Origin of the sequence: Limnospira platensis NIES-39 (genome assembly GCF_026000695.1) — a bacterium.
Classification (GTDB): domain Bacteria; phylum Cyanobacteriota; class Cyanobacteriia; order Cyanobacteriales; family Microcoleaceae; genus Limnospira; species Limnospira platensis.
Window position 1 is genome coordinate 1,876,388 of record NZ_AP026945.1, and the last position, 23,530, is coordinate 1,899,917.

General features: G+C 45.4%; 15 protein-coding genes and 2 pseudogenes. 6 read left to right on the forward strand and 11 right to left on the reverse strand.

The features are described 5' to 3' along the window. Positions 1-127: 127 nt before the first annotated feature. From N39L_RS09215 to N39L_RS09225, 3 genes are all read right to left on the reverse strand, one after another. Positions 128-424, reverse strand: a complete 297-nt coding sequence (locus N39L_RS09215; RefSeq protein ID WP_006617834.1) for an HU family DNA-binding protein — start codon at positions 422-424, stop codon at positions 128-130. A gap of 110 nt (positions 425-534) precedes the next feature. Then, positions 535-681: a hypothetical protein gene (locus N39L_RS09220; RefSeq protein WP_157888684.1), complete on the reverse strand. Its 147-nt coding sequence runs from the start codon at positions 679-681 to the stop codon at positions 535-537. Between the two features lie 14 nt (positions 682-695). Continuing rightward, positions 696-4,679: a magnesium chelatase subunit H gene (locus N39L_RS09225; RefSeq protein ID WP_006617835.1), complete on the reverse strand. Its 3,984-nt coding sequence runs from the start codon at positions 4,677-4,679 to the stop codon at positions 696-698. A gap of 335 nt (positions 4,680-5,014) precedes the next feature. Here N39L_RS09225 and N39L_RS09230 point away from each other — a divergent pair, with 335 nt between their 5' ends. Further along, entirely contained in the window at positions 5,015-6,349 is a 1,335-nt protein-coding gene (locus N39L_RS09230; RefSeq protein ID WP_014275031.1) for a TrkH family potassium uptake protein, read from the forward strand. A gap of 78 nt (positions 6,350-6,427) precedes the next feature. After that, positions 6,428-7,126 (forward strand): potassium channel family protein, encoded by a 699-nt coding sequence (locus N39L_RS09235; protein WP_006617837.1) that lies wholly within the window; start codon positions 6,428-6,430, stop codon positions 7,124-7,126. Positions 7,127-7,131: 5 nt separating this feature from the next. Here the strand turns inward: N39L_RS09235 and N39L_RS09240 are convergent, their stop codons facing one another. The 5 genes from N39L_RS09240 to N39L_RS09260 all read right to left on the reverse strand — a co-directional run bounded on the left by N39L_RS09240 (position 7,132) and on the right by N39L_RS09260 (position 12,128). Next, entirely contained in the window at positions 7,132-7,533 is a 402-nt protein-coding gene (locus N39L_RS09240) for a hypothetical protein (RefSeq protein ID WP_006617838.1), read from the reverse strand. A 181-nt stretch (positions 7,534-7,714) separates the two neighbouring features. Continuing rightward, positions 7,715-8,260, reverse strand: a complete 546-nt coding sequence (locus N39L_RS09245) for an RNA recognition motif domain-containing protein (RefSeq protein WP_006617839.1) — start codon at positions 8,258-8,260, stop codon at positions 7,715-7,717. Beyond that, entirely contained in the window at positions 8,250-8,417 is a 168-nt protein-coding gene (locus N39L_RS09250; protein WP_014275032.1) for a hypothetical protein, read from the reverse strand. Before N39L_RS09250 ends, N39L_RS09245 begins: the two co-directional genes overlap by 11 nt. A 487-nt stretch (positions 8,418-8,904) precedes the next feature. Next, the gene (locus N39L_RS09255; RefSeq protein WP_014275033.1) at positions 8,905-11,325 is read right to left on the reverse strand and encodes a zinc metalloprotease HtpX; all 2,421 of its coding nucleotides are present in this window, start codon (positions 11,323-11,325) and stop codon (positions 8,905-8,907) included. Positions 11,326-11,366: 41 nt separating this feature from the next. Next, positions 11,367-12,128, reverse strand: coding sequence for a Uma2 family endonuclease (locus tag N39L_RS09260; protein ID WP_006616503.1), 762 nt, complete (start codon positions 12,126-12,128; stop codon positions 11,367-11,369). Positions 12,129-12,178: 50 nt separating this feature from the next. Between N39L_RS09260 and N39L_RS09265 the strand changes: the two genes are divergently transcribed. Together N39L_RS09265 and rph are read left to right on the forward strand one after the other, a co-directional pair. Further along, the gene (locus N39L_RS09265; RefSeq protein ID WP_014275034.1) at positions 12,179-12,406 is read left to right on the forward strand and encodes a hypothetical protein; all 228 of its coding nucleotides are present in this window, start codon (positions 12,179-12,181) and stop codon (positions 12,404-12,406) included. 150 nt (positions 12,407-12,556) lie between these two features. After that, the gene (gene rph / locus N39L_RS09270; protein WP_006616504.1) at positions 12,557-13,285 is read left to right on the forward strand and encodes a ribonuclease PH; all 729 of its coding nucleotides are present in this window, start codon (positions 12,557-12,559) and stop codon (positions 13,283-13,285) included. 102 nt (positions 13,286-13,387) lie between these two features. On the opposite strand, the gene N39L_RS09275 is transcribed toward rph, so the two are convergent. Then, entirely contained in the window at positions 13,388-15,700 is a 2,313-nt protein-coding gene (locus tag N39L_RS09275) for a phosphodiester glycosidase family protein (RefSeq protein WP_014275035.1), read from the reverse strand. A gap of 659 nt (positions 15,701-16,359) precedes the next feature. On the opposite strand from N39L_RS09275, the gene N39L_RS09280 reads away from it, so the two are divergent. Beyond that, a complete protein-coding gene (locus N39L_RS09280) occupies positions 16,360-16,533 on the forward strand; it encodes a hypothetical protein (RefSeq protein WP_006620936.1) in 174 nt (57 codons plus the stop codon). Between the two features lie 1,082 nt (positions 16,534-17,615). Here the strand turns inward: N39L_RS09280 and N39L_RS09285 are convergent. Beyond that, positions 17,616-18,680, reverse strand: a pseudogene (locus tag N39L_RS09285) (group II intron reverse transcriptase); the annotation flags it as partial. Between the two features lie 46 nt (positions 18,681-18,726). Between N39L_RS09285 and N39L_RS09290 the strand changes: the two are divergent. Beyond that, positions 18,727-19,616: pseudogene (locus N39L_RS09290) on the forward strand (IS630 family transposase). 398 nt (positions 19,617-20,014) lie between these two features. Here N39L_RS09290 and N39L_RS09295 read toward each other — a convergent pair. Continuing rightward, complete coding sequence (locus N39L_RS09295; protein ID WP_014275039.1) at positions 20,015-23,488, reverse strand: glycosyltransferase; 3,474 nt, start codon at positions 23,486-23,488, stop codon at positions 20,015-20,017. Positions 23,489-23,530: the final 42 nt, after the last annotated feature.

Below are 23,530 nucleotides of genomic sequence, written 5' to 3' on the forward strand. Positions count from 1 at the left end.
CCAAACACCCACCTTGTCGCATTTCCGATAGTTAGAGAATCGTCGGGCGTGGCGGTAGTGCTTGGGAAAATGCCACAAAAAAACAGGGGTGAGGCTGAGAAATTACAGATCACCCCTGTCAGATAATCTAGGCAACGTTTTCGTTACTTTCGTTGGCCACCCGTTCCTTAAAGGCTTTCCCAGCTGAGAAAGCTGGAACAGTAGTAGCAGGAATAGTCATCGGTTGTCCAGTGCTAGGGTTACGGCCCTCACGAGCCTTGCGGTGGCGAGCCTCAAAAGAACCAAAGCCCACCAGAGTGACCTTTTCCCCATCAGCTACAGCATCCATGATGCACTCACAGATAGCCGAAATAATCGCATCTGCTTGTTTTTTGGTAACACCCGCCTTGATAGATGTTTCCTGAACCAACTGCTCTTTATTCATCGAAATACCTCCAGAATCATTTTCAGTGGGTGATTTTGCCCTAATTATGGCTGTTCTAACACAGACTTATCAGAGATTGACAAGTATATACCTTAAAATTCTCTGTAGTTTCACCCAGAAGGCACTAGAGAATGGTTTTTTCGTTGCACTGAGCCGAAAACACTACCATCAGGTTTAGCCGGTAGGTCTTCGGCACAGATTGGCATTTCCACGGTCAGGATACAGCATACAACAGCATTAAGGGCAATTTTAACCATCACCCCAGGCGAGATTACTCAATTCCCTCAATGCGGTCTTCAACCTCTTGGTATAACTCCCGGAGGCGATCGAGATTTTCTTCGCTAGTTTCCCAATAGCCCCGGCCATTAACCTCCAGCAGAGTTGTCACCATTTTACGGAAAGAGTGGGGGTTAAGATTCATCAGACGTTGCTGCATGGCCTCGTCCTTGATAAAGGTTTCGTTAGTTTCCTCATAAACCCAATTATCCACAGCCCCAGCGGTGGCACTCCATCCCATTGTATTAACCAGACGCTTAGACAACTCTCGCACACCCTCATAACCATGAGAAAGCATCCCCTCATACCATTTAGGGTTGAGCATCTTCGTCCGTGCGTCTAGGCGCACAGTTTCCGAGAGAGTCCGCACTTGAGCGTTAGCGGTAGTTGTATCGGCGATATAGGAAGCCGGTTGTTTCCCGTCTTTACGCAAGCTGGCGATGGTTTTGGTGGGGTCAGAGTCGAAATAGTGGGAAACGTCAGTTAAGCTAATTTCCGAAGAATCCAAGTTTTGGAATGTGGCATCAGCAGTTTTTAGGGAAGCCTCAAACATCTGACGGTTATCACCCATCATCCCCGGATTATCGGAATTAAAGGCAAAAGACTTGCGGTTTAAATACATTTCCTGCAATTCTGCCTCACTTTCCCAGGTGCTATTTTCCACAGCCAGGTTAACATTAGCGGCATAGGAACCGGAAGCATTAGAGAAAACACGGGTAGCAGCCTGTCGGAGGTTGATACCTAGCTCGGCGGCTTGTTGTAGGGCGTGTTTGCGAACAAAGTTCATTTCCAGGGGTTCATCGGCTTCGGCGGCCATTTTAATGGCTTTATCGAGCAGATTCATTTGGTTGATGAACAGGTCGCGGAACACTCCCGAACAGTTAATCACTACGTCAATGCGAGGGCGGCCCAATTCTTCAAGGGGGATTAACTCCAACTTGTTGACGCGACCCAAAGCATCGGGAACTGGTTTAGCCCCGACCATCCACATAACCTGGGCTAAGGATTCGCCATAGGTTTTGATATTATCAGTTCCCCAGAGAACAACTGCAATGGTTTCTGGGTACTGACCGCCGTTTTCCATTTTTTGCCGCTCTAGGAGTCGGTCTACGACGATTTGAGCGGATTTAACTGCGGCTACGGTGGGGATAGACTGAGGGTCGAGGGCGTGCATATTCTTCCCAGTGGGGAGAACGTCGGGATTGCGAATGGGGTCGCCGCCAGGTCCGGGAAGGATATATTCCCCTTCCAAAGCGCGCAGCAAGGCTCCTAATTCGTTATCGGCGCAAACCTGTTTTAAGCAAAATTCCAGATACTCAAACAGGGGTTTCATGGGTTCGGGGTCGATCTGGGTGTAGCCTAAGTCGTGTAAGGCTTGTAACCAGGGTTCTTTTTTACCCATGTTAAAGAAGTTGAGTTGGGAGATTTTGGAAACTCGGCCCTCTGCGTCGGTTTGCTCTTGAACTAAAGCAGCGATCGCCGCACGGGTAGCATTTGTGATGTGCTGCAACAGGTCAACGTCGGCGAGAATGCCTTGGTTACTGTTGCGGTAGAGTTCCTCAATATCCCGATTGATGCTATTGGCGATAATCCGAGGTAAACTGACGATCCCTTCTTCTTCGCGGTCTAAGCTGGCAATATTGACCAAGGTGGCGATCGCCTCTTCAGCGCTCGGAGGCTTACCAATAACGTGCAACCCACAAGGAAGCAGGCGAGACTCAATTTCCATCAGTTTCCGGTAAACCTGTCCCACCACATTATCGCGTTCTTCCTGGGTCAGTTCGCCTGGGTCTTGTTCCGGGAGAGCCACATCCTGATCCAAGTTCACCATACGGGATTTTTCGATAATGGTGCTGACAATTTGCACACCGCGACCACTATCTTTAAGAGTTTGGTAAGACCCAATCAACTCGTTAAGTTCCTGCAAACCCTTATAGAGTCCCGCATTTTCCGCCGCCGGAGTCAGATAAGAGATAGTTTCCGCATAGCTACGGCGTTTAGCAATAGTCGCCTCACTGGGGTTATTAGCAGCGTAATAGTACAGGTTAGGAATAGTACCAATCAGGTTATCCGGGTAACATTCCCCAGACATTCCCATCTGTTTTCCAGGCATAAATTCTAGGGAACCGTGGGTCCCAAAGTGCAGCACAGCATCCGCGCCCCATACCTGTTCTAGGTAGGTGTAGTAAGCCGCGAAACCGTGGTGAGGACTCGCAGACCGGGAGAACAGCAAACGCATGGGGTCCCCTTCATAGCCGAAGGTCGGTTGTACCCCGATAAACAGATTTCCGAAGGATTTTCCGTAAACTAACAGATTCTCCCCATCCGTGTTCAGGTGTCCCGGAGGTGGTCCCCAGTTTTCGTGCAGACGTTCCGAGTAGGGAGTCAATCGCTCATATTGTTCTACCGACATTTTATAGGCGATATTCAGTTCTGGGCTTTGATATTGAGCAGTAGCATCATGGATGACCTGCTGCATTAAAGCACTGGGAGACTCTGGGATTTCGGGGATATCATAACCGTTATTTTTTAAGGCTCTCATCACCTCATAGATAGAACCGAATACGTCCAAATAGGCGGCGGTTCCGACGTTCCCTTTATCGGGGGGGAAACTGAAAATGGTAATGGCGACTTTTTTATCAAGTTTTGGTTTTTTCCGCAGGTTAGCCCATTTCAGCGCCCGCTGACAGATGGCTTCGATGCGGTCTTGGAGGGCGATCGCCTTTCCGGTGGCTCCGTCCCTTCCCGACACAATAATTGGCTCAATAGCCCCATCCAATTCCGGGATAGCAATTTGTAGGGCGACTTGGATCGGATGTAACCCTAGTTCGCTTTCTTCCCATTCTTCCGTAGTTTGGAATACCAGGGGTAGGGCTACCATATAGGGACGGTTGAGCCGTTTTAGGGAGTCGATCGCTTTCGGGTGGTCTTGGCGAGCCGGACCTCCCACCAACGCGAACCCCGTCAGGGAAACCACGATATCAACCAGAGGTTGAGCCGGAATGCCTTTGGGTGGCGTATCCCAGAAGTAGGTATCTACAGGCTTGGAAAAGTCCAGACCTCCCGCAAATACTGCCACCACTCGCGCCCCCATAGCTTCCAGTTCCTGCACCATAGCCACATAATGGGCATCATCTCCCGTGACTAGGTGGGTACGTTGCAGCACCAAGCCTACACAGGGTGCTAGGGGGTCTTTAGTGTCATCGGGGATATCTTCGCGCCCGTTATACCAATTCAGATAGTCATTGACATCCTCGAACATTTTGGGAGCCAGGGGATGCCAAATTCCCATATCGGGATAGGTGACAGGTTCGGCAAAGTGCAGTTTTTCTTGGCCCTTAAAAACATATTTCTCTGCCAACATGAGCAGGAAGTTTTCCAGGTTTTCTGGAGAACCACCCAGCCAATATTGGAAACTCAGCATAAAGTTCCGCGCGTCCTGAGCCTTATCAATAGGCATATATTTCAGGACTTTGGGGAGGGTTTGCAGAAGTTTCAGCATTCCGTCCTGGAAGGAGGAACCGGATTTTTCCTTCCGTTTTTTCATGAACTGGGCGATCGCACTTTTGCTCTGTCCCAGTTGTGCCATGGAGAAGCTGCCCATTTTGTTCAGGCGCATTACCTGTGGCATGGAAGGGAACACCACCGCCACATCCAAGCGATCGCGGTAGGGAGTTACCGCTTCCACTACTTTATCAGCTAAATCTTCGATAAAGATTAATGAGGCGATGAAAACATTGGCCTCGGCTAGGTCTTTTTTCAGGTTTTCGTAATTTTCCGGGTCCCGCAGTTCCTCGATCAGATAACCACTGATCTCGATCGCCAAGTTCGGGTTTTTTTCATTTATAGCCCGCACTGCTGCTGACAAAGCGCTCTGGTACTGGGCCTCTAGCACGATATAGACGACTTTTAAACGTGATCGTCCGTTGAGGGAATCAGGTTTAATGTGTCTAACGGTAGGCTTGACGTAGGTAAACATATTTAGTGTTCGTTCCTCGGTGTTCTGCTCTAAAGCTGTCTGGATAGGTAGACTATTGTGGATCAGCGATCGATCCCGTCAACATTTGGCAACGTCCTACATGGGATGCCGTCCCGCTAGGAGACAACCCTGATGACTTCACCATTGAGTATTATTACCAGAAAATGAGCCAAAGTGGTTAGTGGAAGCCACTTTTTGACACAATTCGACAAAATTTTGGCCAATCTTTGCAACAAAAATTTATAAATTGCCCAGTTAACAGTCTTGATTATATACACAAGTGTTAAATTTTATGATCTAGGATAAAGTTTTCTATATAAAGTTTGACACCTCTTATGACTGTACCAAGAACTATTTGTCTGGGCTTCTTAGCAGTAATTGCGATCGGCACATTCTTATTATGGATGGATGATACCATTTATCACAGTAGTTTTGGCAATCCTATTACCGCACTATTTCTCGCCACTTCTGCCGTCTGTGTCACGGGTTTATCAGTTGTTGATGTTAGCAATTTTTATTCCTTTTGGGGGCATTTTTGTTTACTTAGCTTAGTGGAAATTGGAGCCTTGGGCTACATGACCGCCAACACCATGCTTCTGCTATTAATTGGCAGAAAATTTGGACTCCGAGATAAATTAGCACTCCAAAAATCTTTGGATACCGCCGGAATCGCTGGAGTCATGCCACTGCTCAGATCTATTATAGCGACCATGGCCTTATTTCAAATTGCCGGAGTTATCTTATTAATGATGGTTTTTCTTCCGGATTATGGCTTAAAAAATAGTCTGTGGCTGGCTATATTTCATAGTGTAAATGGCTTTAATAATGCCGGATTTAGCTTATTGGAAGAGAGCTTAGTTGATTATGTATCCTCTCCCATCGTCAATATAACAATGAGTATTTTAATTATTTTTGGTGGTTTAGGATATCAAGTAATCATGGAACTTTTTTTGTGGATTAAAACTACATTAAATAAAGAACCAATGCGTCGGGATTTTTCTCTACACTTTAAAGTCGTCACCAGTACCACTATAATTCTGCTATTTTCCGGGTCTTTCCTCTTTTTTATCACCGAATTTAATAATCCTCAAACCTTGCAGAGTTTAACCATATTTGGCAAAATGCAAGCAGCCTGGTTTCAATCTGTCACCAGCAGAACCGCTGGATTTAACACCATATCTATAGGAGATATGACATATTCATCAATTTTGATTACTATGATCCTAATGTTTATTGGTGCTAGTCCAGGAAGTACAGGAGGCGGCTTAAAAACCACTACATCAAGAATATTGGTAAACTGCACAAAAGCAGCCCTACAAGGTCGAGATGAAGTCTTATGTTATCAGCGCAAAATTCCCTCCCCTTTGATTTTAAAAGCCGTCGGAGTTTTGGTCGGTTCCATTACTGTGGTTTGTGTAGCCACATTATTAATTGTGATTATGCAACCAGAATTAGGATTTGGTAGCATCTTTTTTGAAATTGTCTCAGCCTTTGGAACCGTAGGTCTGTCTACTGGCATCACTGGAGATTTTTCCATGCTGAGTCGATTAATTATTATTGCCACCATGTATATTGGTCGGGTGGGAGTATTATTGCTAATGTCTGCGGTTTTGGGCGATCCTCAACCCTCATCAATTGATTATCCAGAAGAAAACCTATTGGTGGGTTAACTATTGATTCTCTACCAGGTAAACTATAGAAATGGTAAAATAAAAAGATTATTCTTTCCATAGGATTGTTAGTAAATCATGAATCTTTCATCTCTTAACTTTTTTCGGAATTTACGCGCCGAAAAACAACAATTTGCAGTCATTGGCTTGGGTCGCTTTGGACAGGCGGTTTGTTCGACTCTCAATGCTTCAGGTTATGAAGTTCTCGCGGTTGATAATGATGAAAAAAGGGTCAATGCGGCTTTAACCGATCGCATTGCTACCCATGCTTTACTATTAGACTCAACCGAAATGTCAGCCTTGCGAGAGGCGGGAATATTTGAACTAGACACCGTAATTGTCGCCGTCGGGAGTTTCCTGGCTGAAAGTATTACCACCACCCTTAACCTCAAAGAAGCCGGGGTGGCGAATGTGGTAGCTAAGGCTTCCTCGGAAACCCATGTTAAATTGTTAAAAAAAGTGGGTGCAGATTTAGTTGTGTTCCCCGAAAGACAAATGGGACAGGAGTTGGCGCGACTACTGACTAAGCCTAGACTGGTGGATCAGTTTGAACTAGACCCGGATCATAGTATTGTAGAAATGGTGGTTCCTGATGATTTTGATGGTAAAACGATCGCTCAATTAGAACTCCGTAGCAAATACGGTTTGAACCTCTTGGCTATACGCAGTGAAAATCAAACACTAGAAATAAATCCCCTACCCAACAAACGTTTAAAGAAGGGGACTATTATGGTGGTTTTGGGGTCAAACCAGGATATTAACCGACTTCCAGTTTAAGGGAATTATTCCTTACCAGGATTGGACTGGGGAATGATTTTCCCTAAACTCAGATCATCTAAATCAATTCCCTGAGACCCTCGTTGCTCTAATTGATCTAATACACGGGTGAACTGAAACCATACCGAACCCGCCATCATTATGGTGACGGGAACGGATAAGGCGTAAGCCACACGGCTAGAAATTGCAAATATCTGCAAACAGGAAGCTAAGAAAACACAGATCCCTACTGCGGAAGCTAAATAGGGGGCGAGCATCCTAAATCCCCGTAATTGGGCGATCGCACGACTAGATTTATTAACTTTCCAGTCCTTTACCAGTTGCTTGAGGGTCGCCACAAAGGGAATACAGCAGATAATACCAACCCATAAGCCAGCAGCTAACAGAAAATATGGCGGATCGTACATTATGATAATTCCATCGAATTGCTTGATATAGCAATCCTAAATGATTTGTCACCCAATAGGCGATCGATTTGTCAACCGCATACACCACACCAATCAACACCCCAGAACTCATCATTACTGAGAACTTCAGAGTCTGGGATGTTTGACCAAATATGCAAAAACCTAAGCCTCAACCGGAGACTTAGGAATTGCTGGCTTGAGCAGATAGCATCTGTTTTAGCTTTTCTAATTCATTCGCCCAGCGAGGGTCAGGCTGAATGGACTCGGGGTTACTACTAGAATTGGCGTTAGAAGACCCTTGTTGATTCCGATTAGATTTTTTCTTCTTACCACCACCACTTTTTGTGGGTGCAGAAGTTGGGCTAGAAGTGGGAGACTGGTTAACAGCACCAGGCGTAGCTGTAGCTGTAGCCGTAGCCGTAGCCGTAGCCGTAGCACCATCAGAACCACGACCCTCTTCAGACTCTGGTTTGTTTTTCTTACGAGGTTGCGCCCTTTCAATTTTTAGCGCATTGTCCCCGAACATAAAGCCGTTGTACTTCTCAACGATTTGATCTGCTAAATCATCACTTTGGACGGTGACAAACCCGAAACCACGACATTTTCCAGTCTTGCGATCGGTTATTACTTTAGCCGAAATCGTGTCGCCTTCCTCTGCAAATACAGCTTGCAATTCTTTGCGATCGAGTTCTTTGGGTAAATTACCAACATACAATCTAACGGACATTAGTGATACCTCCAGTAGGAAAAATTTGATATTTGAGTTGAAAAATCCTGTTGAGTTCAGACCACGTTAATAAATCATCATGATTAAACTCAGCCTTGACTTGACTTAAAAGACAAATTGGTGTTACTTCCAGCCTTAACTCATTGAGTATGATCATTGGCTTCAATATATAAATGAGTTTCTTGGCTGGCTGGGATTAGCAGCCTCAAATATCCAAAAGATTGAGATTGATTTGAACGGTCGAGTGAGATTTGAGTCATGCTTCAAAAATATCTGCTATAGCTGTTCCTATCACTTTTGTCAATAGGTTTTAAGTTTAGGGTTTCTATAGCTACGATCGCAGTAACTAATGTCAAAGGAATTCAACTTCAAACCTGTTAAATGCTTCTTTAAGTTTAGTATGTTTTGGCGAAACAAAATCACAAATTTTATGGAACGACTAACTTGTTTGGCAACCTTTGCAGTCAGATCACTGCCGCAACTGATGATCTACATAGACTTTTGCCATTGCTAAGACCACAGTAGTAGCAGACCATCTTTCAACATATCACAGATATCGCCTATGTTCACGATGTTAACAAATGTAACACTGTTTGGGACAAAATGCAAACTTGAGATATTAGAAATTCTAATGTTAATTGTATTTAAAGTCTACCGCTGGAAATGATACTAGCTCCCCAAAAGGCTAGTGATCCGGCTAGAATGACTGACCACAAGGGATGTCCGCCATAGATACGGCGACGATCTGCCAGATTTTCCAGTTTTTCTATATCAATCCAGGGAGTAGCCCCCCGTCGCCACCATCCAGTTATTTTAACGGAATTACCAATTAAGTCGGTGGGATGGATAGATTTGGGCCAGAAGTTAGCCACAGGTGTCCACTGGGGGATATAGTGGAGGGGAACTATACCGGTGGCGGTTTTTAACAGGAGCTGTTGACCCATGATATTACTAATTCCCGACCGTCCGATTAACTGACCTTCTATACAAATGGGTTTGTTGTCGATGGGGATACTGTCGGGATTACAGTATAAATCGCGGAGATTGGGATTGTGAATGATGGCGGCGGGTTTAATGTCTGGGAAAAAGTGATTATTTCTCCAAAATATACCTAAACTGATACCAATGGGAACACAACCCCACAAAATAGCCCTATCCCCAAATAACCATTCTAGTTGCCAAATCCCTAGCTTGCCGAAAATTGCCCCGAATAGCCAGATTAGCAACCCGATCGCTAATCCGATCGCTAATCCTAAATAAGGGGCGGCTTGCATTAAAAGTTTAGCGCGATCGCCTCGGGAATCAGACACGGGCTTAACTTCGAGGTTTAACTGAGTTTCTATTTGCCAAAATTTGCCATAACTGTTGAGAATCAGTAGGCGATCGCCTAATAGGGGATGAGAATTGCTCATCTGTAACCAGTAGCGATCGGGATTTCTCAGATCCCATGTTAATAGGGATTCAATGTCGCCGCCGTGGTTAAGCCCGATAAGTTGACTCTGGGGGGAAGCCACTAATATACTACCGAGAGTCATCCCCTGGGTAGGTGCGATCGGGGTTAATAAGTCAAACCCTTCTAATAAAAAGGTAGTATTGTCTAACTGGGGTGATGTCTGCGAGATACCAATAGCCATTTTTAGCAGCGCCCTGGTTAAGCCATTGGGATTTCCGGTTAAATTACAACAGATGCGATCGCTATAATAAACCCGCCGCCTCGAAATCCACAAAGCTGGAAACCGAAGAATCTGATAAACTCCATAAGCCAATACGGAAACCGGGAAAGCTATCACCCGCAGAATGTAGGTGGCTGGTTTTAATATAGATAGGGCTACATCAGGAATTAATGGGGGTTCCGACCTAACTCGCTGAAAACACCATTGCGCGCCGATAGCCGAATATTGATAAATCAAGTAGGGAATTTGCACTAATAGGGTAATAAACGACATCACCATAAAATCCCAATTTCCCACACTGGCGATTTCTCTGGCGTAAATGGTAGCTATTTCGTCAGGGGTTAGGGTATCGAGTAAACCCTGGCTAACCACAATCCGCACAAATCTTGGCCAGCATCCTAATGTCATGGCGATCGGGGTAGCCGTTGGTAACACTCGCAGCGCCGGAAATTTCCAATTTTGCGCTTTACAGTAGTTTTGTAGGACGCGACCTGCTTCTGGAGACAATGATAATAATTTCGTCCGGGGGAGGGTTTGTTGACCGTAACAGATTTTTAGCAAGCCGTCCCATAGCCAGGGGGAGACTATAAATAATAGTCCTAAAGTCCAGTACAGCCATTGGTTAGGATTGCGGTATAGCCATTGAATGGGTCGGACAACGGGTAGGGAGATCAGGATATTATTGGCGTTTCTGAACAAAAATTCCACGAGGCGAGGACTTATCCACAGCAGGATAAATACGGTTAGGAATTGTTCGATCCTCAATCTGGTGAGTTTGAGTTTCCCTATTTTCCGCCACTTGGTCGCCCTTTCGGCTTCTTTCCATTGATAGGAATGTGAAACTGTCTCAGGTTGGGTGGGGGGGGTAAAGGTTTGCACTTCCTCTGGGGGACTCTCTGGGACAGAATTGCTAATTACTTGGGGCTGTTGTTTCGGGGGTTGATCTGATTTGACCTCAATTGGGGGCGCCTTTAATGGGGGGGTGGGTTTAGGTTTAGGTTTCGGGGTGGTTGATTGAACTTTGGGCGGTTGTAAGTTGGGGTCGAAGGGAACAAATCCTGTCTCTACTGTAGGGGGGACTGAGGGGTTAGGCTGGCGACTTTGGAGTTGCTGGAGTTGATTACTAGCCCAAGTTCTAATTTTTTCTGGGGTCTCTAGTGTGAGGGTTTGACATAAGGAAATAGCGCGATCGCTTTGTCCGCTGCGATCGTATGCTTTCACCAAGCCAATTTGGGCTTTTAATCCTGCTTTGGTATGGGGTTGAGAGTCGGCGATGGGTTCTAAAAGTGCGATCGCCTGTTGATATTGTTTCTGTTTAATCGCTGCTAACCCCAACTCTAGGGAATTTAAGTCGGGGTTTAGTTCTTCCTTACTGCGATCGGTAGATGACATCAGCCTATCCTCAATCAGCCTCCCCTTTAGAGTATCCCAATTTACAACATCTGTGGCGGATCAATTCCCTGCTGCTTCAATAACTCTATCAATCGTTCATAGCGTTGACGTTCCTCTTGTAACTCAATTTCCGTCTGTTGCGCTTTTATGCGTTCCTGTTCATAGCGTTGACGTTCCTGTTGTAACTCAAGTTCAGCTTGTTGAGCCCTTTCACGTTCCTGCTGTCGTAACTTATCTAATTCCACTGGTGTTAAAAATTTATCCCCATCTGGCCGATAAATTTCTAGCCCAGTTTCTGTTAATTCAAACCTAATTTGTAACCGAGGACTAACCCAACCTTTCATGTTTTCAATCGATTCTAGCCAATCTTCTGACCTTAAAAAGCCAGTTATCTCTTGTGACTGAGGGTCATATAGATAATATTCGTCTACGCCATAGCGTTGATAAAATAGTAGTTTTTCCGCCATTTTTTTCGAGGTATTTCCCGGCGAAAGAATTTCAAATACTACCTGTGGCGCGATATTATCCTCTTCCCATTGTCGATATGAGCCTCTATCCCCCTTGGGACGACCACAAGCTACCATAACATCTGGCGCAGTACGGATTTTATTATTTCCTTCCACTGGATACCACAGTAAATCACCCGCCACAAAGATATTTTCATCCCCGGAAAACAATATTTCCAGGTTTTCTTTGATAATCACAATCCAGCGAAATTGTTGCGTGTTATCAGACATGGGTTGACCGTCACTTTCAGGATAAATAACTGTCGGTTGGGTTTCGGGTATAACTTGTTGTACCATAATCGATTATTCCCAGATATTCGCGACTTCCTAAGATTGTAGCATTTTGGGTGACTACTATACTTGGGATATTAATAAATCTTCCCAAACTTGATGATTGGGGTAGTCAATTATCAGTAAAAACCGTAACATCAATATTGGGATGGTCGTCAAAGAGTCTAGGGATTCTAGTGTTAGATATAGGTGATACTCTGGGAGGGGCGATACTACTGCGTAGTGGCTGGGCGATGATGGGCGATCGCTCACTGATGATACACCCGAAATTATATTCAGGCTGATGGTATCTTGTATTAATCTGGCACTCCCATATTAGAATAATGTCAAGCTAGGGGTCGTTTATGGGATATAAACAGAAATCAACCACCCAAACAAATCCGTGAAAATATCCTTAAATTACCTCAGCTACTCACGTTAAACTGATAAAATAGATGATGTCTTGGCAACGTCCCGATGGTAGAGAGCGCGACCAACTGCGCCCGGTGCAGTTTGAGCTAGATTATACTCAATTTGCGGCTGCTTCAGTCCTAGCAAAATCCGGTAATACTCAAGTGCTTTGTACGGTAACAATTCAACCGGGAGTACCCCGATTTTTGCAGGATACCGGAAAAGGTTGGTTAACCGCAGAATATCGGATGCTTCCGGGGGCGACTCCCCAACGTCAACCCCGGGAATTGATGAAACTATCGGGTAGAACCCAGGAAATTCAACGCTTGATTGGTCGCAGTTTGCGCGCGGCGGTAGATTTACAGGCTATGGGGGAAATCACTGTTACGGTAGATGCTGATGTGTTACAGGCGGACGCAGGAACCCGCACCACGTCGATTAATGGGGGGTTTGTCGCCCTGGCTCATGCCTTTAATAAAATGGTAAAACGGGGAGAGTTAAAGCGATCGCCTATTATTCATCAGATCGCCGCCATTTCTGTGGGAATGATGCACGGGGAAGCCTTACTTGATCTCAATTACCAGGAAGACGTAGCAGCCGATATCGATTTTAATGTGGTGATGCGGGATGACCTGGGAATTATTGAACTTCAGGGAACAGCAGAAGCAGAAAGTTTGAACCGAAATCAGTTAAACCAAATCTTAGACTATGCCGAAAAAGGCATTACAGAACTCTGTCAATTACAAAGGCAGGTTTTAGGGCTAACTGATTAATTAAATGATTAATCATCAAAGCTGATTTAGGGGCGGGTTATCCTGCGAATTAATTATCCCCACAGCCCCATTAATAAACCCGTCCCGACTCACCTGATGAATCTAAATAAATATTCCCAAACCATTGTGAACCCTGGCAGCCGTATCAGGAGTGCGGTTAAGTAAATGCCCACCCAGCACCAAACTGGTAGAACTGCCACCATCCAAATTTATAGCATCGATCGCCCCTAATTGCTGCATCAATTTTGCCATTTCTGTTAAACTAGGTCCCGCCCCATTCACCCGGTTATGAACAGTCACCATAAGCAGTTCTCCGGTCGCTGTGACACCCACAGCACTGCGGATAGCCAACTGTTGACCAAACCAATAATTAAACCCTTCCGCCTCTGCATTAACCACAATATTGCGATTTTGCACCAACAGAGGTCCGCCACCCATAATATTCGGAAAATCTATAAACTCAGGGGGAGTAGTTGCGGCGGTAATTGTTAACCGAGAACCGACCCCAAAAGCACTAACAGCACTCCGAAAAGAACGGAAAACCAGCAGATAACCATTAGTGGGGATAGCTGTGGGAGTTTGATCATCAGGTAGTTCAATTTGTCGAGTTACTTGGTCTCCGGAAACTACCACGACAATTTCATTGAGAGTTAGAGGTAAATAATTCGCCCCCCATTCGGAAGTATAACGAGCAATTCCTGCCTTGACATATCCAGTATTTAGCAGGTCTACCTCAAAGCGTTGTCCGGTAGAAGTTACAATAGTTTCTACTAACTTTAATCGCCCCATTCGCACCCTTCCTGTATTATCCCAAGCCATAGCACCCCGATTAAGAATCGGCCCGGAAAACCACTTATTATCCTTACGAATAGCCCCTAAAGGCAATAAGTTATTACGGTTAAAATAGCCGCCATTAATACCGCCTAAACTTGACCAAGTTTGGGCAATGGACAATAAAGAGTTAGTCCCCCGCATCTGATTTTTTTCGGTCCATATCGCGGCGATTGACAACCCCGACCGAGGAGTTATGGTTAACCAAACTGCGGGGAATTTATCACCTTCTAAAGTTAAATATTGCTGTCGCGATCGCAGTCCTGGATAAACCGAAATACTGTGTTCTACTAAAGCATCTCGCCGCAGTTCAATTACCAGGCGATCGCGATTATTAAGGGTTTGGGTGCGGACTCTATACCCATCAGGTAAAGTTCCCTTAATGACTGTTTGAGTTGCTGAAATGCGAACGACAATGGGCGATGGTTTCTCAGAACTGCCGCTAGTTTCCCCCTCATTTTGTTGTTCTTGATTGCCAGATTTAGGGGGTGGGGTTGGAGTTTCGGGAAACCGAGCAGCTAGAGATTGATCAGCGATCGCATCTAACACGACTTCCCATTCCCGACTTTGTTCGTAAAGTTCCCAAGGGGTAGCTTTACTTAGTTGTATCTCAATCCGGCAAATATCCTGGTTTTCATTAACGGTAATATCGTCAATTTTAGTAGGTACGGAAAAGATGCGTAAAGTTTGGTTATCGATAACCATTTCCCAATTTCCCACGGGGGCGATATCGTCCAAATTTAGATATCGATATTCCCGATCTAGTTTAGTTTTGAGGCGGTAAGATTTGCCAATAGTTGAAAACCACTTGACGGGCTGAAGGTTGACATCATCAGTATTGAGTAACTCCATACCTAAAACCAATATCGCCCCCTTGTCGCTAACTCCCGTATAAGTGCAAATTCCCGAACTCCACTGACCCCAAGCCGCCCGCCAAGTCCGACCATTTACTGATAGGTGAGTCCCCCGCCGAATTACTCCAGGGTTAGCAAGTTCGACAATATGCGGGGAAGCTACTATAGGGTTTTGCTTGAGAAATACTCGCGCCTGGTAAATGCAAGCCGCCACTTCTCCCCTAGTAGCCGGACGGTTAGGGTTGAAAATATCAATGGTGGGGGCGTTTACTACTAAGCGGCTTTGGGTGGCTGTGGCGATCGCCTGTTGGGCGTAGTCGGGAATATTCCCCCCATCGTTATATATAGCAGCTAAAGACACAGATGCTCCCGCCTGCATCTGTAAGCCGGACACTAAAGCCAGTAAAACGTGCAACCGGGAAATATTCTGACCTGGAAGAAACCGACCATCAGGAAAACCACTGATAAATCCGGCTCTAAAGGTATTGCGGATGGCTTCAGCAGCCCAAAAATTGGCGGGAACATCTGTAAAGGGTATATAATCCCGCCGGGGTGCTAGGGAAAAGGCTGCTTGGATAATGGCGGCAAATTCCGCCCTGGTCATGGTTTGGTCGGGGCGAAAGGTTCTATCTTCAAAGCCACTGACAACCCCTTGGCGTTGCAGAGGTCTGATAAATGGATAAGCCCAGTGTTGGCTGATATCGGTGAATGAGGCGACTGTGTTGTTCATAAATATTGCGATCGCAAAGGTGAAACCTTAACCCAATATTCTAATTGTTTCACTACTCCGACTCCCCATAAAAAAAACGCCCACACTCATAAAGTGTGATGGGCGCTTGAATCAGGGTGCATCTACTATGATATGTAGTATAACCCCTGATGGGTGAAACCCTACACTGGCTTAACAAAACTTTACAATTGCCAATTTCTCCTATACCATAAATTATTGATTTTTTATTCAACGCCGCGTCGCCGCCTTTTTGCCCCAACCCCCTTGACAAATTTCTGGCGATCGCCTATTATTTATTATTGGTAACATGGCTATACGCTTGATTTTTTATTCAACGCCGCGTCGCCGCCTTTTTGCCCCAACCCCCTTGACAAATTTCTGGCGATCGCCTATTATGTCGTATGGCTAACATAGCTATACGCTTGATTTTTTATTCAACACAGTCCCATCAAGAAACCAAACTTCTCCGATTAACCCTGGGGTAACGCTGGCTTTATCAATGGTAGTTGGTCGGGTAGAAAATTATGAATTTTTACTTGTGAAAATTATCTGCTGTCCCTTCCTGCCCAGGTGTGCAGCCGTAGACTTGTCGTTTAAATTTCATCGGTTATAATGGTAGTAGAGGTAAATAAAATCTATAATCAACAGAGGTAAAGACCATGTTACAAACTCTTCATAAAACCCCAGTTAAAATCCCTCAACAGTCCCGGACTTTCAACGAGATTAGACCAGAACGCAGTCACACTAAAGCTCTCACCGAAAAAGGCAAACTCGTTGGCCATTGGCGCACTGATGACCAAGGAAAACTCTATTGTCAGTGGTTTCGGGAATGAGTGTTTCTGATTAGAGGGGGATTGACAAGTAATTTCAGGAGATTTCCGGAAATATTCTTCCAGTTATGGTAGTAATTAGGGGTCGAGAGAGATGTCACCATCTCCCCCTCCCATTCAAAACCGTGCTTGAGACTTTCACCTCATACGGCTCTAGTGGTGCTTCCACATCCAGATAATTGGCATAGACACGAAAAACTTCCTGATGTGACGCACGCGCAGACTGGTTATGGTCGAAAGAGAAGTCACCTTCCCCAACTCCAATTGGAAACCGTGCTTGCGAGTTTCCCAGCACACGGCTCCTGATGTAGATACCCTATTTGTCAGTAGGAACAGGGCTACGACCCCCCGCTTTGTAACCTCAACTTTAGGAGCTATATACAACCTCGTAGTCTTTAAACTCGCACTCGTCATAAAACTCTTAATTGTCGCGGTCTCTATATCCACACCGTGGCTAGTGGGCATATCCTAACCATTACAGTTAGGCATTAGCTTTCAGCCACATCCTTTCCCCTTAAAGGTATACGCTTACACTTTTCACTACTGTGCAGGTACATCCTGCCGAGAGCCTAAAAGGGGTTTAAATGTTCCGTTTATACGGGCATTCCATCTTTAGACTTGTCCTGTCCACCGGGGTAATTTTAAAGGTCTGTGTAGGTAGTAAAGAGAAACCCCTACTTTTCCCCTTGCTCTTTTGAGCGCAGCGTGTAAACCTGTTTCGCTACCTCTTTATGACGGTGGTTCAAGTCGGAACATTCAGATTTCCTTAGTCATGGATGGTTGGCAGTGGTCGCATATGGTAGTAGGTTCTACTTCACGCCTTCCGTTCCCCGCTTCAATCTGACGGGTTATGATTCCTAAAACTGGGGGTAGCTACCGCCGTTACTCTCAACTTCGCGCTATAACAGGAGGCTAACAACTTCCTCCGTTCTAACGTTCTGTCTTGACCCTGAGTTCCCTGCCTTGCTTAGATTTCTCCAAGCGTCGGGACATATAAACAGTTATGGGATGGTCAGGGAAGCGACTCCCTATATTCCACCAAGGGGTGGAAGTCCCACCGGGCAGTTATTTCGGGTATTGCAACCCTATGCGCGTGCCTGAACGTTTCGCACCTCCATTGTTAAAGATACAGCATTGACGTTATCTAACGCCGTTTTATCATCATGACAGTGGCGGTGTAATAGCTGAAGGTTTTTGTATTCATCCTTTCCACCGAGGTTTCGAGGTACAATGTGGTCTACTTCAACTAAGTCAGATGGGGTCAAATATTGCCCGCACCAGGTACACTTGCATTTTTGCTTTTTGAGTAGTTTTGCTACCCTATTTGGCGTTCCGATTGCTTGTCCTTTTCTGTTTGACCAGTAAGTCCAATTTCCGTCGTATGGTGTTGCTTCAGGTTTGATCAGGGTGTGTCTGACAATTGGAGTCCAGTTATGTTTCCATAACTGAAGTCCATCTTTAGTTCTAAATAACCAGGTTTCATGTCTTTCTTTCCCATTACTGAGTATGACCGTTCCCGGTCTCAAATAATTCCTCAGTTTTTCGATGTTTGCCTTTCCGCATCTTGATACTGTCCATGCCCTTAACATTTTCCAAATTATGTCATCTAGCTTGCTGAATGTCTCGGATGAAACTACTCCTGAGTAGTAATTTTCCCACCCCCGAATAATCGGGTTTAGCCTGCTAATCAGGGCAGACTGGGGTGCGGTCTTATGCTGTTTTATCACACCCTTAATCACTTCTGTATGGGCAACTGCTTTCTTACTGGGTTTGATGTGGGTTTTGTGACCGATTAATCGGCTCGCTCTCCCACCTGTTTTTCCCGATTTATATTTTCCTACAGGGTATTGCCTGATATTAAATCCTAAGAAATCAAAACCTGCTTCTTCTGTTCTGCCCTCGTATTGTATGGGGTTAAGTGTATGACACACTCTAGTCTTTTCAGGTTTAATTTGCAATCCTACAGGTTTTAACCATTCGTAAATAGCATTTTTACACGGTTCAATGATATCGAGTGAAGGTGATATTACTACGAAATCATCGGCGTATCTTACTAACGAGGCTTGCACTCTATTAGCTTTCTTGGGATACATTGTTTCAATTAACCTAACCATTCCATCCAGTGCAATGTTGGCGAGTATTGGACTTATGGCACAAGACAGAATAGTTAGGACGTATAATGGCAAGGATATCTACATAAGACCCAAAAGGCTAGCCCCCTACAGTTACGACCTTAGACAAAAAGTTATTAATGCAATTGAACTAGACGGTATGCCCAAAACAGAAGCCAGTCAAGTTTTCCATGTCAGCCGGAACACTATCAATCTCTGGCTGCAAAGAAAAGCACAGACCGGAGACTTCCTCCCTAAACCTAATCACCGACCTGGCAATAACCACAAAATTACCGACTGGCATAAATTCAAGGCTTTTGCCCAAGAGCATGGCCACAAAACCTCCGCTCAAATGGCTCAACTTTGGGATGACGACATCTCTCCTCGCACCATATCCAGAGCCTTGAAGAAAATTGGCTTCACCAGAAAAAAAACTTACGGCTACCAAGAACGTGATGAGCAACAGCGAGAGGCGTTTATTGCTCAGATTGAACATATGGAGCCGGAAGGGTTGGTTTACCTCGATGAAGCTGGCATGAATAGTCAAGACTCGGATTATCCTTATGGTTACTGCGAGGAAGGACAACGCTTCGATGCCCTCAAATCCGGGAAGAGGCAGGGCAGGGTGAGCTATATAGCCGCATGGTGTCATCAACAACTCTTAGCCCCCGATCGCTTTGAGGGTTGTTGTAATCGGACAGTGTTTGAGTTGTGGTTGGAGTTCATCTTAATTCCAACACTGAAGCCAGGTCAGACTCTAGTGCTAGACAATGCAACGTTTCATAAAGGGGGGGCGGATTCCTGGGCTAGTGGAGGCGGCTCAATGCCGTTTGCTCTATCTACCACCTTATTCGCCAGACCTCAACAAGATAGAGAAATGTTGGTCGTGGTTGAAAGCCCGCATTCGCCATTGCACGTGAGCAGTTTGATTCTCTCGATGATGCCATGGATTCTGTTCTCAAGGCTGCGTCCTAACCGTATTGACTAGTGCTATATCACCCTGGTAGGGTGCGTCAGAGGGATAACATATCGGGTTAACGGCTAATTTGGTTCATCTGACGCACCACCCATATCGTGGTCAAGAAACCCAGTTTCTCAGGGAAAACGGTGGGGCGGGTTTATCAAAACCTGGGTGGGGAATTGATAATTGACGGCAAAACCCGCCCCTACAATGAATAATTAATAATTAATAATTATCACCCTGGTAGGGTGCGTCAGAGGGATAACATATCGGGTTAACGGCTAATTTGGTTCATCTGACGCACCACCCATATCGTGGTCAAGAAACCCAGTTTCTCAGGGAAAACGGTGGGGCGGGTTTATCAAAACCTGGGTGGGGAATTGATAATTGACGGCAAAACCCGCCCCTACAATTAATAATTATTCATTATCAATTTAGCAAAGGAAAGCGCATCTAAGCGATCGCCTTTTAAAGAGGATAACCGCACGAAATCATTAACCCAGTCTAGGATAGTTTGAGTCGTGAATTGGAAAGAAGAATATTTGAGAGACCGTTGGAGATGTTCAACCGCTGCGGCTGTATCTCCGGTGGTGTAGGCGTGCCATGCTTGCCACGTTTGCGACCGATAGCGAAGCCTTTGGCTGACGTTTTGTACCCCTTTTATCACCTCCTCACACTGAGCAAATTCATCGCTTATGGGAGCTGATATAGCTTGCTGAAAGATGTTTATAGTTTCCCTAAGCATCCGTTCTTCCCGAAATAGTTGTTGGGCCCTCAGTTTACTGGCCTGTCCCATAGCTTGTCGCAGTTGAGGATTAACGGCCCATTCTTCCAGAGTGTGGGCGAGTTCCCGCGCCGTGGCGGCTGGGTCAACATTAGGGTTAGGTAATAGCTTACCGGTTCCCCCTAAACCTTCAGGAATGCCACCGGCGGCGGAAGCGACAATAGGTAAACCCTTAGCCATAGCTTCCATAACGGCGAAGGAGGGGGCGGCTTCTGAATAGGAGGTTAACACAAAGATATCACAGGTATCTAGCCAGTCGGGAACATCCCAGCGTTGACCCAGGAAAATCACCTTTTCGGCTACCCCTAGCTGTTGTGCCATTTCCCTAAGTTCGGGTTCCACATCACGATCGCTACCTTTTCCGGTTCCCGCCCATACCAGATATAGTTTTGACCAAATCGGGGAATTTTTCAAGTGGGCGATCGCTTCTAGTTGATGACGGTGGCCTTTAATTGGGGCGAGTCTGGCTGAGGTAAAACACATTACTGCATTTTCGGGAATGCCAATTTCCTGGCGCAACCGTTTTCGCACTTCTGGGTTAGGGGGGTTAAAGTATTTTGGCGATCGGCCATAATAAACCACATTGCCTTTATTTTCAGGTAATTTAAAATCCTGATGGAGAATGTTTAAATGTTCCCGCGCCGCCACATTGACCACCCGCGCCAAACCATATTGATAGCGCACAGCTTCTCGATATGGGATATCATCACCCATGGAAAAATCGGCGTGTTCACTTATGACTAAACCTAGGGCGATCGCATAGGGAATTTTTTGTTCAATAGCCACCTGTTTAGCCGCAAAATGGGAATAGGGCCAGCCGTCACTAAAGATAATAAAATCCGGTTTCAGTTGAGAATACAATGTTTCGTAATCTTGGCAATTTCTCAACACTCTAGCCAAATCCGAACTGGTACTATAATCTAGCCAAAACTGTTGCACTCCGAAACTCCCTTCTTGTTCCACTAAAGGGCTAGTATGTTTCGGTCTAACTGCTGTGACTTGATAACCAATTTTCGCCAATTCACACATAATCAGATGATCATATTGTGCCAGTCCGCCAATACCAGGATCATCTGTATTAATTAAAATAATGTGTTGATTCATTAAAACCGATGTTGATAAATTTAACTGTGATTTTTGGCGGAATCTTGAACCCCCGATAAAGACTGTATAAATCTCCTGCCATTCGGGACTCTTAATTAGTTGCTCAATCAATAACTTTTCCCCATACTCTTGGGAGATATTCTGAAAGGCATTTGTCCAGTGTAGTAAAGTCTCTACCGAGGAAGCATCACTATATTCCAAGGACTTCTGTAAACATTCTACCATGAATTTAGGGTAGCCATCTCGATACATTCTCCATGCTAACCATATCCAGCGCTCATAGCGTTCTTTTCTTTCCAGTTTACGGATAGATATGGGTAATTCTGGGCGGCGGAAAAACTCATTCATTAAGGCTTCCGTATTGCGGATGACTTTTTCCCCTCCAGACATCAAATTACAATCATGTTGGCGGTAGCAGGCGTGCATTTTTTTCAGCCAAACGGTGCGACAACCCATTAAAGATAACCGCAGGACAAAATCTAGGTCTTCTGTGGGGGGATGACGATGATCAAATCCTCCCACCTTTTCCCACCATTCCCGCCGCATAATTAAGGCGCTAGGACGGACACATTTATATAAAACCCAGGTTTCTAAGTTCAAGACTGGTGCATTTTCCCAGGGTCTAACTTGGGCTAGGAATTGAGAATTTTGGTCAACCACAATCCAGCCACTTTGGATTAAATCAATGGAGGGATTTTCCTGGAAGTGGGTAACTTGTTCGGCGAGTTTTTCGGGCAAAAAAAAGTCATCACTATCTAAAAACGCGAGAAATTCTCCCCGCGCTAAACTACAGCCATAATTTCTGGCTTTGGCAGCTCCCTGGTTGGTTTGATAGTGATAGGAAATTACGTCTAAATAGGGTTCGAGAACCTGCCGGGTGTTGTCGGTGGAACCGTCATCAATTACGATAATTTCATAGTCTGTATAGGTTTGTTCTAGGGCGCTTCGGACACACAGTTCAATATAGCGATCGCAATTATAAGCGGGAATAATTACACTAACTTTAGGGGTAGTTTTGGGGAGGGTTTCATTGAGGAGTTGTTGCCATTCTGGTTGTTGTCTAAAGCTGTGGGTATCCATTAATTCACCGAAGCCACTATAGTAGCCGATGAAGCGCTTAACCCAGATCGAGAGGGTGATGGGGTGGCCGTAGGGAGTATAGGAAAGCGATCGCCTGAGAAATTCTGCCATTTTGGTCTGATGACCAGTATAATAAAATCGCCAAGCCATCCAGGTTAATGATTCATAACGGGTCTGCCTCTCTAGTTGGCGGATAGAGTCGTCCAGGTCTGGTTGTTGGAAAAAGTTTTCTAGGATGGCATTAAAAGCCTCTAACTGTTTGGTAGGATCAGAAACGGACATGGCGCGATCGTGTTGGCGGTAGCCCACGGTTATCTGTTTTAACCAGGTGGCTTTGCATCCCATTTTGGCTAGTCGCAGCACAAAGTCTACATCGTCGGCACCGTCAAACCGCGAGTTAAAACCTCCCGCCTTTTCCCACCATTCTCGCCGGAACATCATCGCACTGGGTAAAATGGGGGTATCGGTCAACCAGCTTTTTAGAGTTAAACTGGGGGTATTATGCCAGGGTTCAATATTTGATTGGGGTGTACCGTCGGCACTAATGATTTGCCAACCACTGTTGACCAGTCCTACCCCAGGGTGAGAGTCGAAGCAGGCGACCTGGGCGGCCAATTTGTCCGGGAGGAAAATATCATCATGGTCTAATAGGGCGATTAATTCTCCCTTAGCGGCTGCTATACCGATATTTCTGGCTGCTGCGATGCCACCATTAGTTTGGGATATACTGTGAATACGTGACCCGTAGGATTGGAGAATTTCTGGGGTGCTGTCGGTAGAGCCGTCATCGACTACAATGATTTCATAGTCCTGATAACTCTGGCTGAAAATGCTGTTGATGGTTTCAGCAATGTAGCGATCGGCATTGTAAGCGGGAATGATGACACTGACTCTGGGTTGGCGAGTAGTTGCTGACATGATTGGTCCTTGGTCAAAAAAACAGAAGTTGATGGTCTCTAA

Bases quoted from the DNA above. Each gene is read 5' to 3' on its own strand.
- N39L_RS09215 (WP_006617834.1), bottom strand. From the start codon at position 424: ATGAATAAAGAGCAGTTGGTTCAGGAAACATCTATCAAGGCGGGTGTT.
- N39L_RS09220 (WP_157888684.1), bottom strand. From the start codon at position 681: ATGGTTAAAATTGCCCTTAATGCTGTTGTATGCTGTATCCTGACCGTG.
- N39L_RS09225 (WP_006617835.1), bottom strand. From the start codon at position 4,679: ATGTTTACCTACGTCAAGCCTACCGTTAGACACATTAAACCTGATTCC.
- N39L_RS09230 (WP_014275031.1), top strand. From the start codon at position 5,015: ATGACTGTACCAAGAACTATTTGTCTGGGCTTCTTAGCAGTAATTGCG.
- N39L_RS09235 (WP_006617837.1), top strand. From the start codon at position 6,428: ATGAATCTTTCATCTCTTAACTTTTTTCGGAATTTACGCGCCGAAAAA.
- N39L_RS09240 (WP_006617838.1), bottom strand. From the start codon at position 7,533: ATGTACGATCCGCCATATTTTCTGTTAGCTGCTGGCTTATGGGTTGGT.
- N39L_RS09245 (WP_006617839.1), bottom strand. From the start codon at position 8,260: ATGTCCGTTAGATTGTATGTTGGTAATTTACCCAAAGAACTCGATCGC.
- N39L_RS09250 (WP_014275032.1), bottom strand. From the start codon at position 8,417: ATGATCATACTCAATGAGTTAAGGCTGGAAGTAACACCAATTTGTCTT.
- N39L_RS09255 (WP_014275033.1), bottom strand. From the start codon at position 11,325: ATGTCATCTACCGATCGCAGTAAGGAAGAACTAAACCCCGACTTAAAT.
- N39L_RS09260 (WP_006616503.1), bottom strand. From the start codon at position 12,128: ATGGTACAACAAGTTATACCCGAAACCCAACCGACAGTTATTTATCCT.
- rph (WP_006616504.1), top strand. From the start codon at position 12,557: ATGATGTCTTGGCAACGTCCCGATGGTAGAGAGCGCGACCAACTGCGC.
- N39L_RS09275 (WP_014275035.1), bottom strand. From the start codon at position 15,700: ATGAACAACACAGTCGCCTCATTCACCGATATCAGCCAACACTGGGCT.
- N39L_RS09280 (WP_006620936.1), top strand. From the start codon at position 16,360: ATGTTACAAACTCTTCATAAAACCCCAGTTAAAATCCCTCAACAGTCC.
- N39L_RS09295 (WP_014275039.1), bottom strand. From the start codon at position 23,488: ATGTCAGCAACTACTCGCCAACCCAGAGTCAGTGTCATCATTCCCGCT.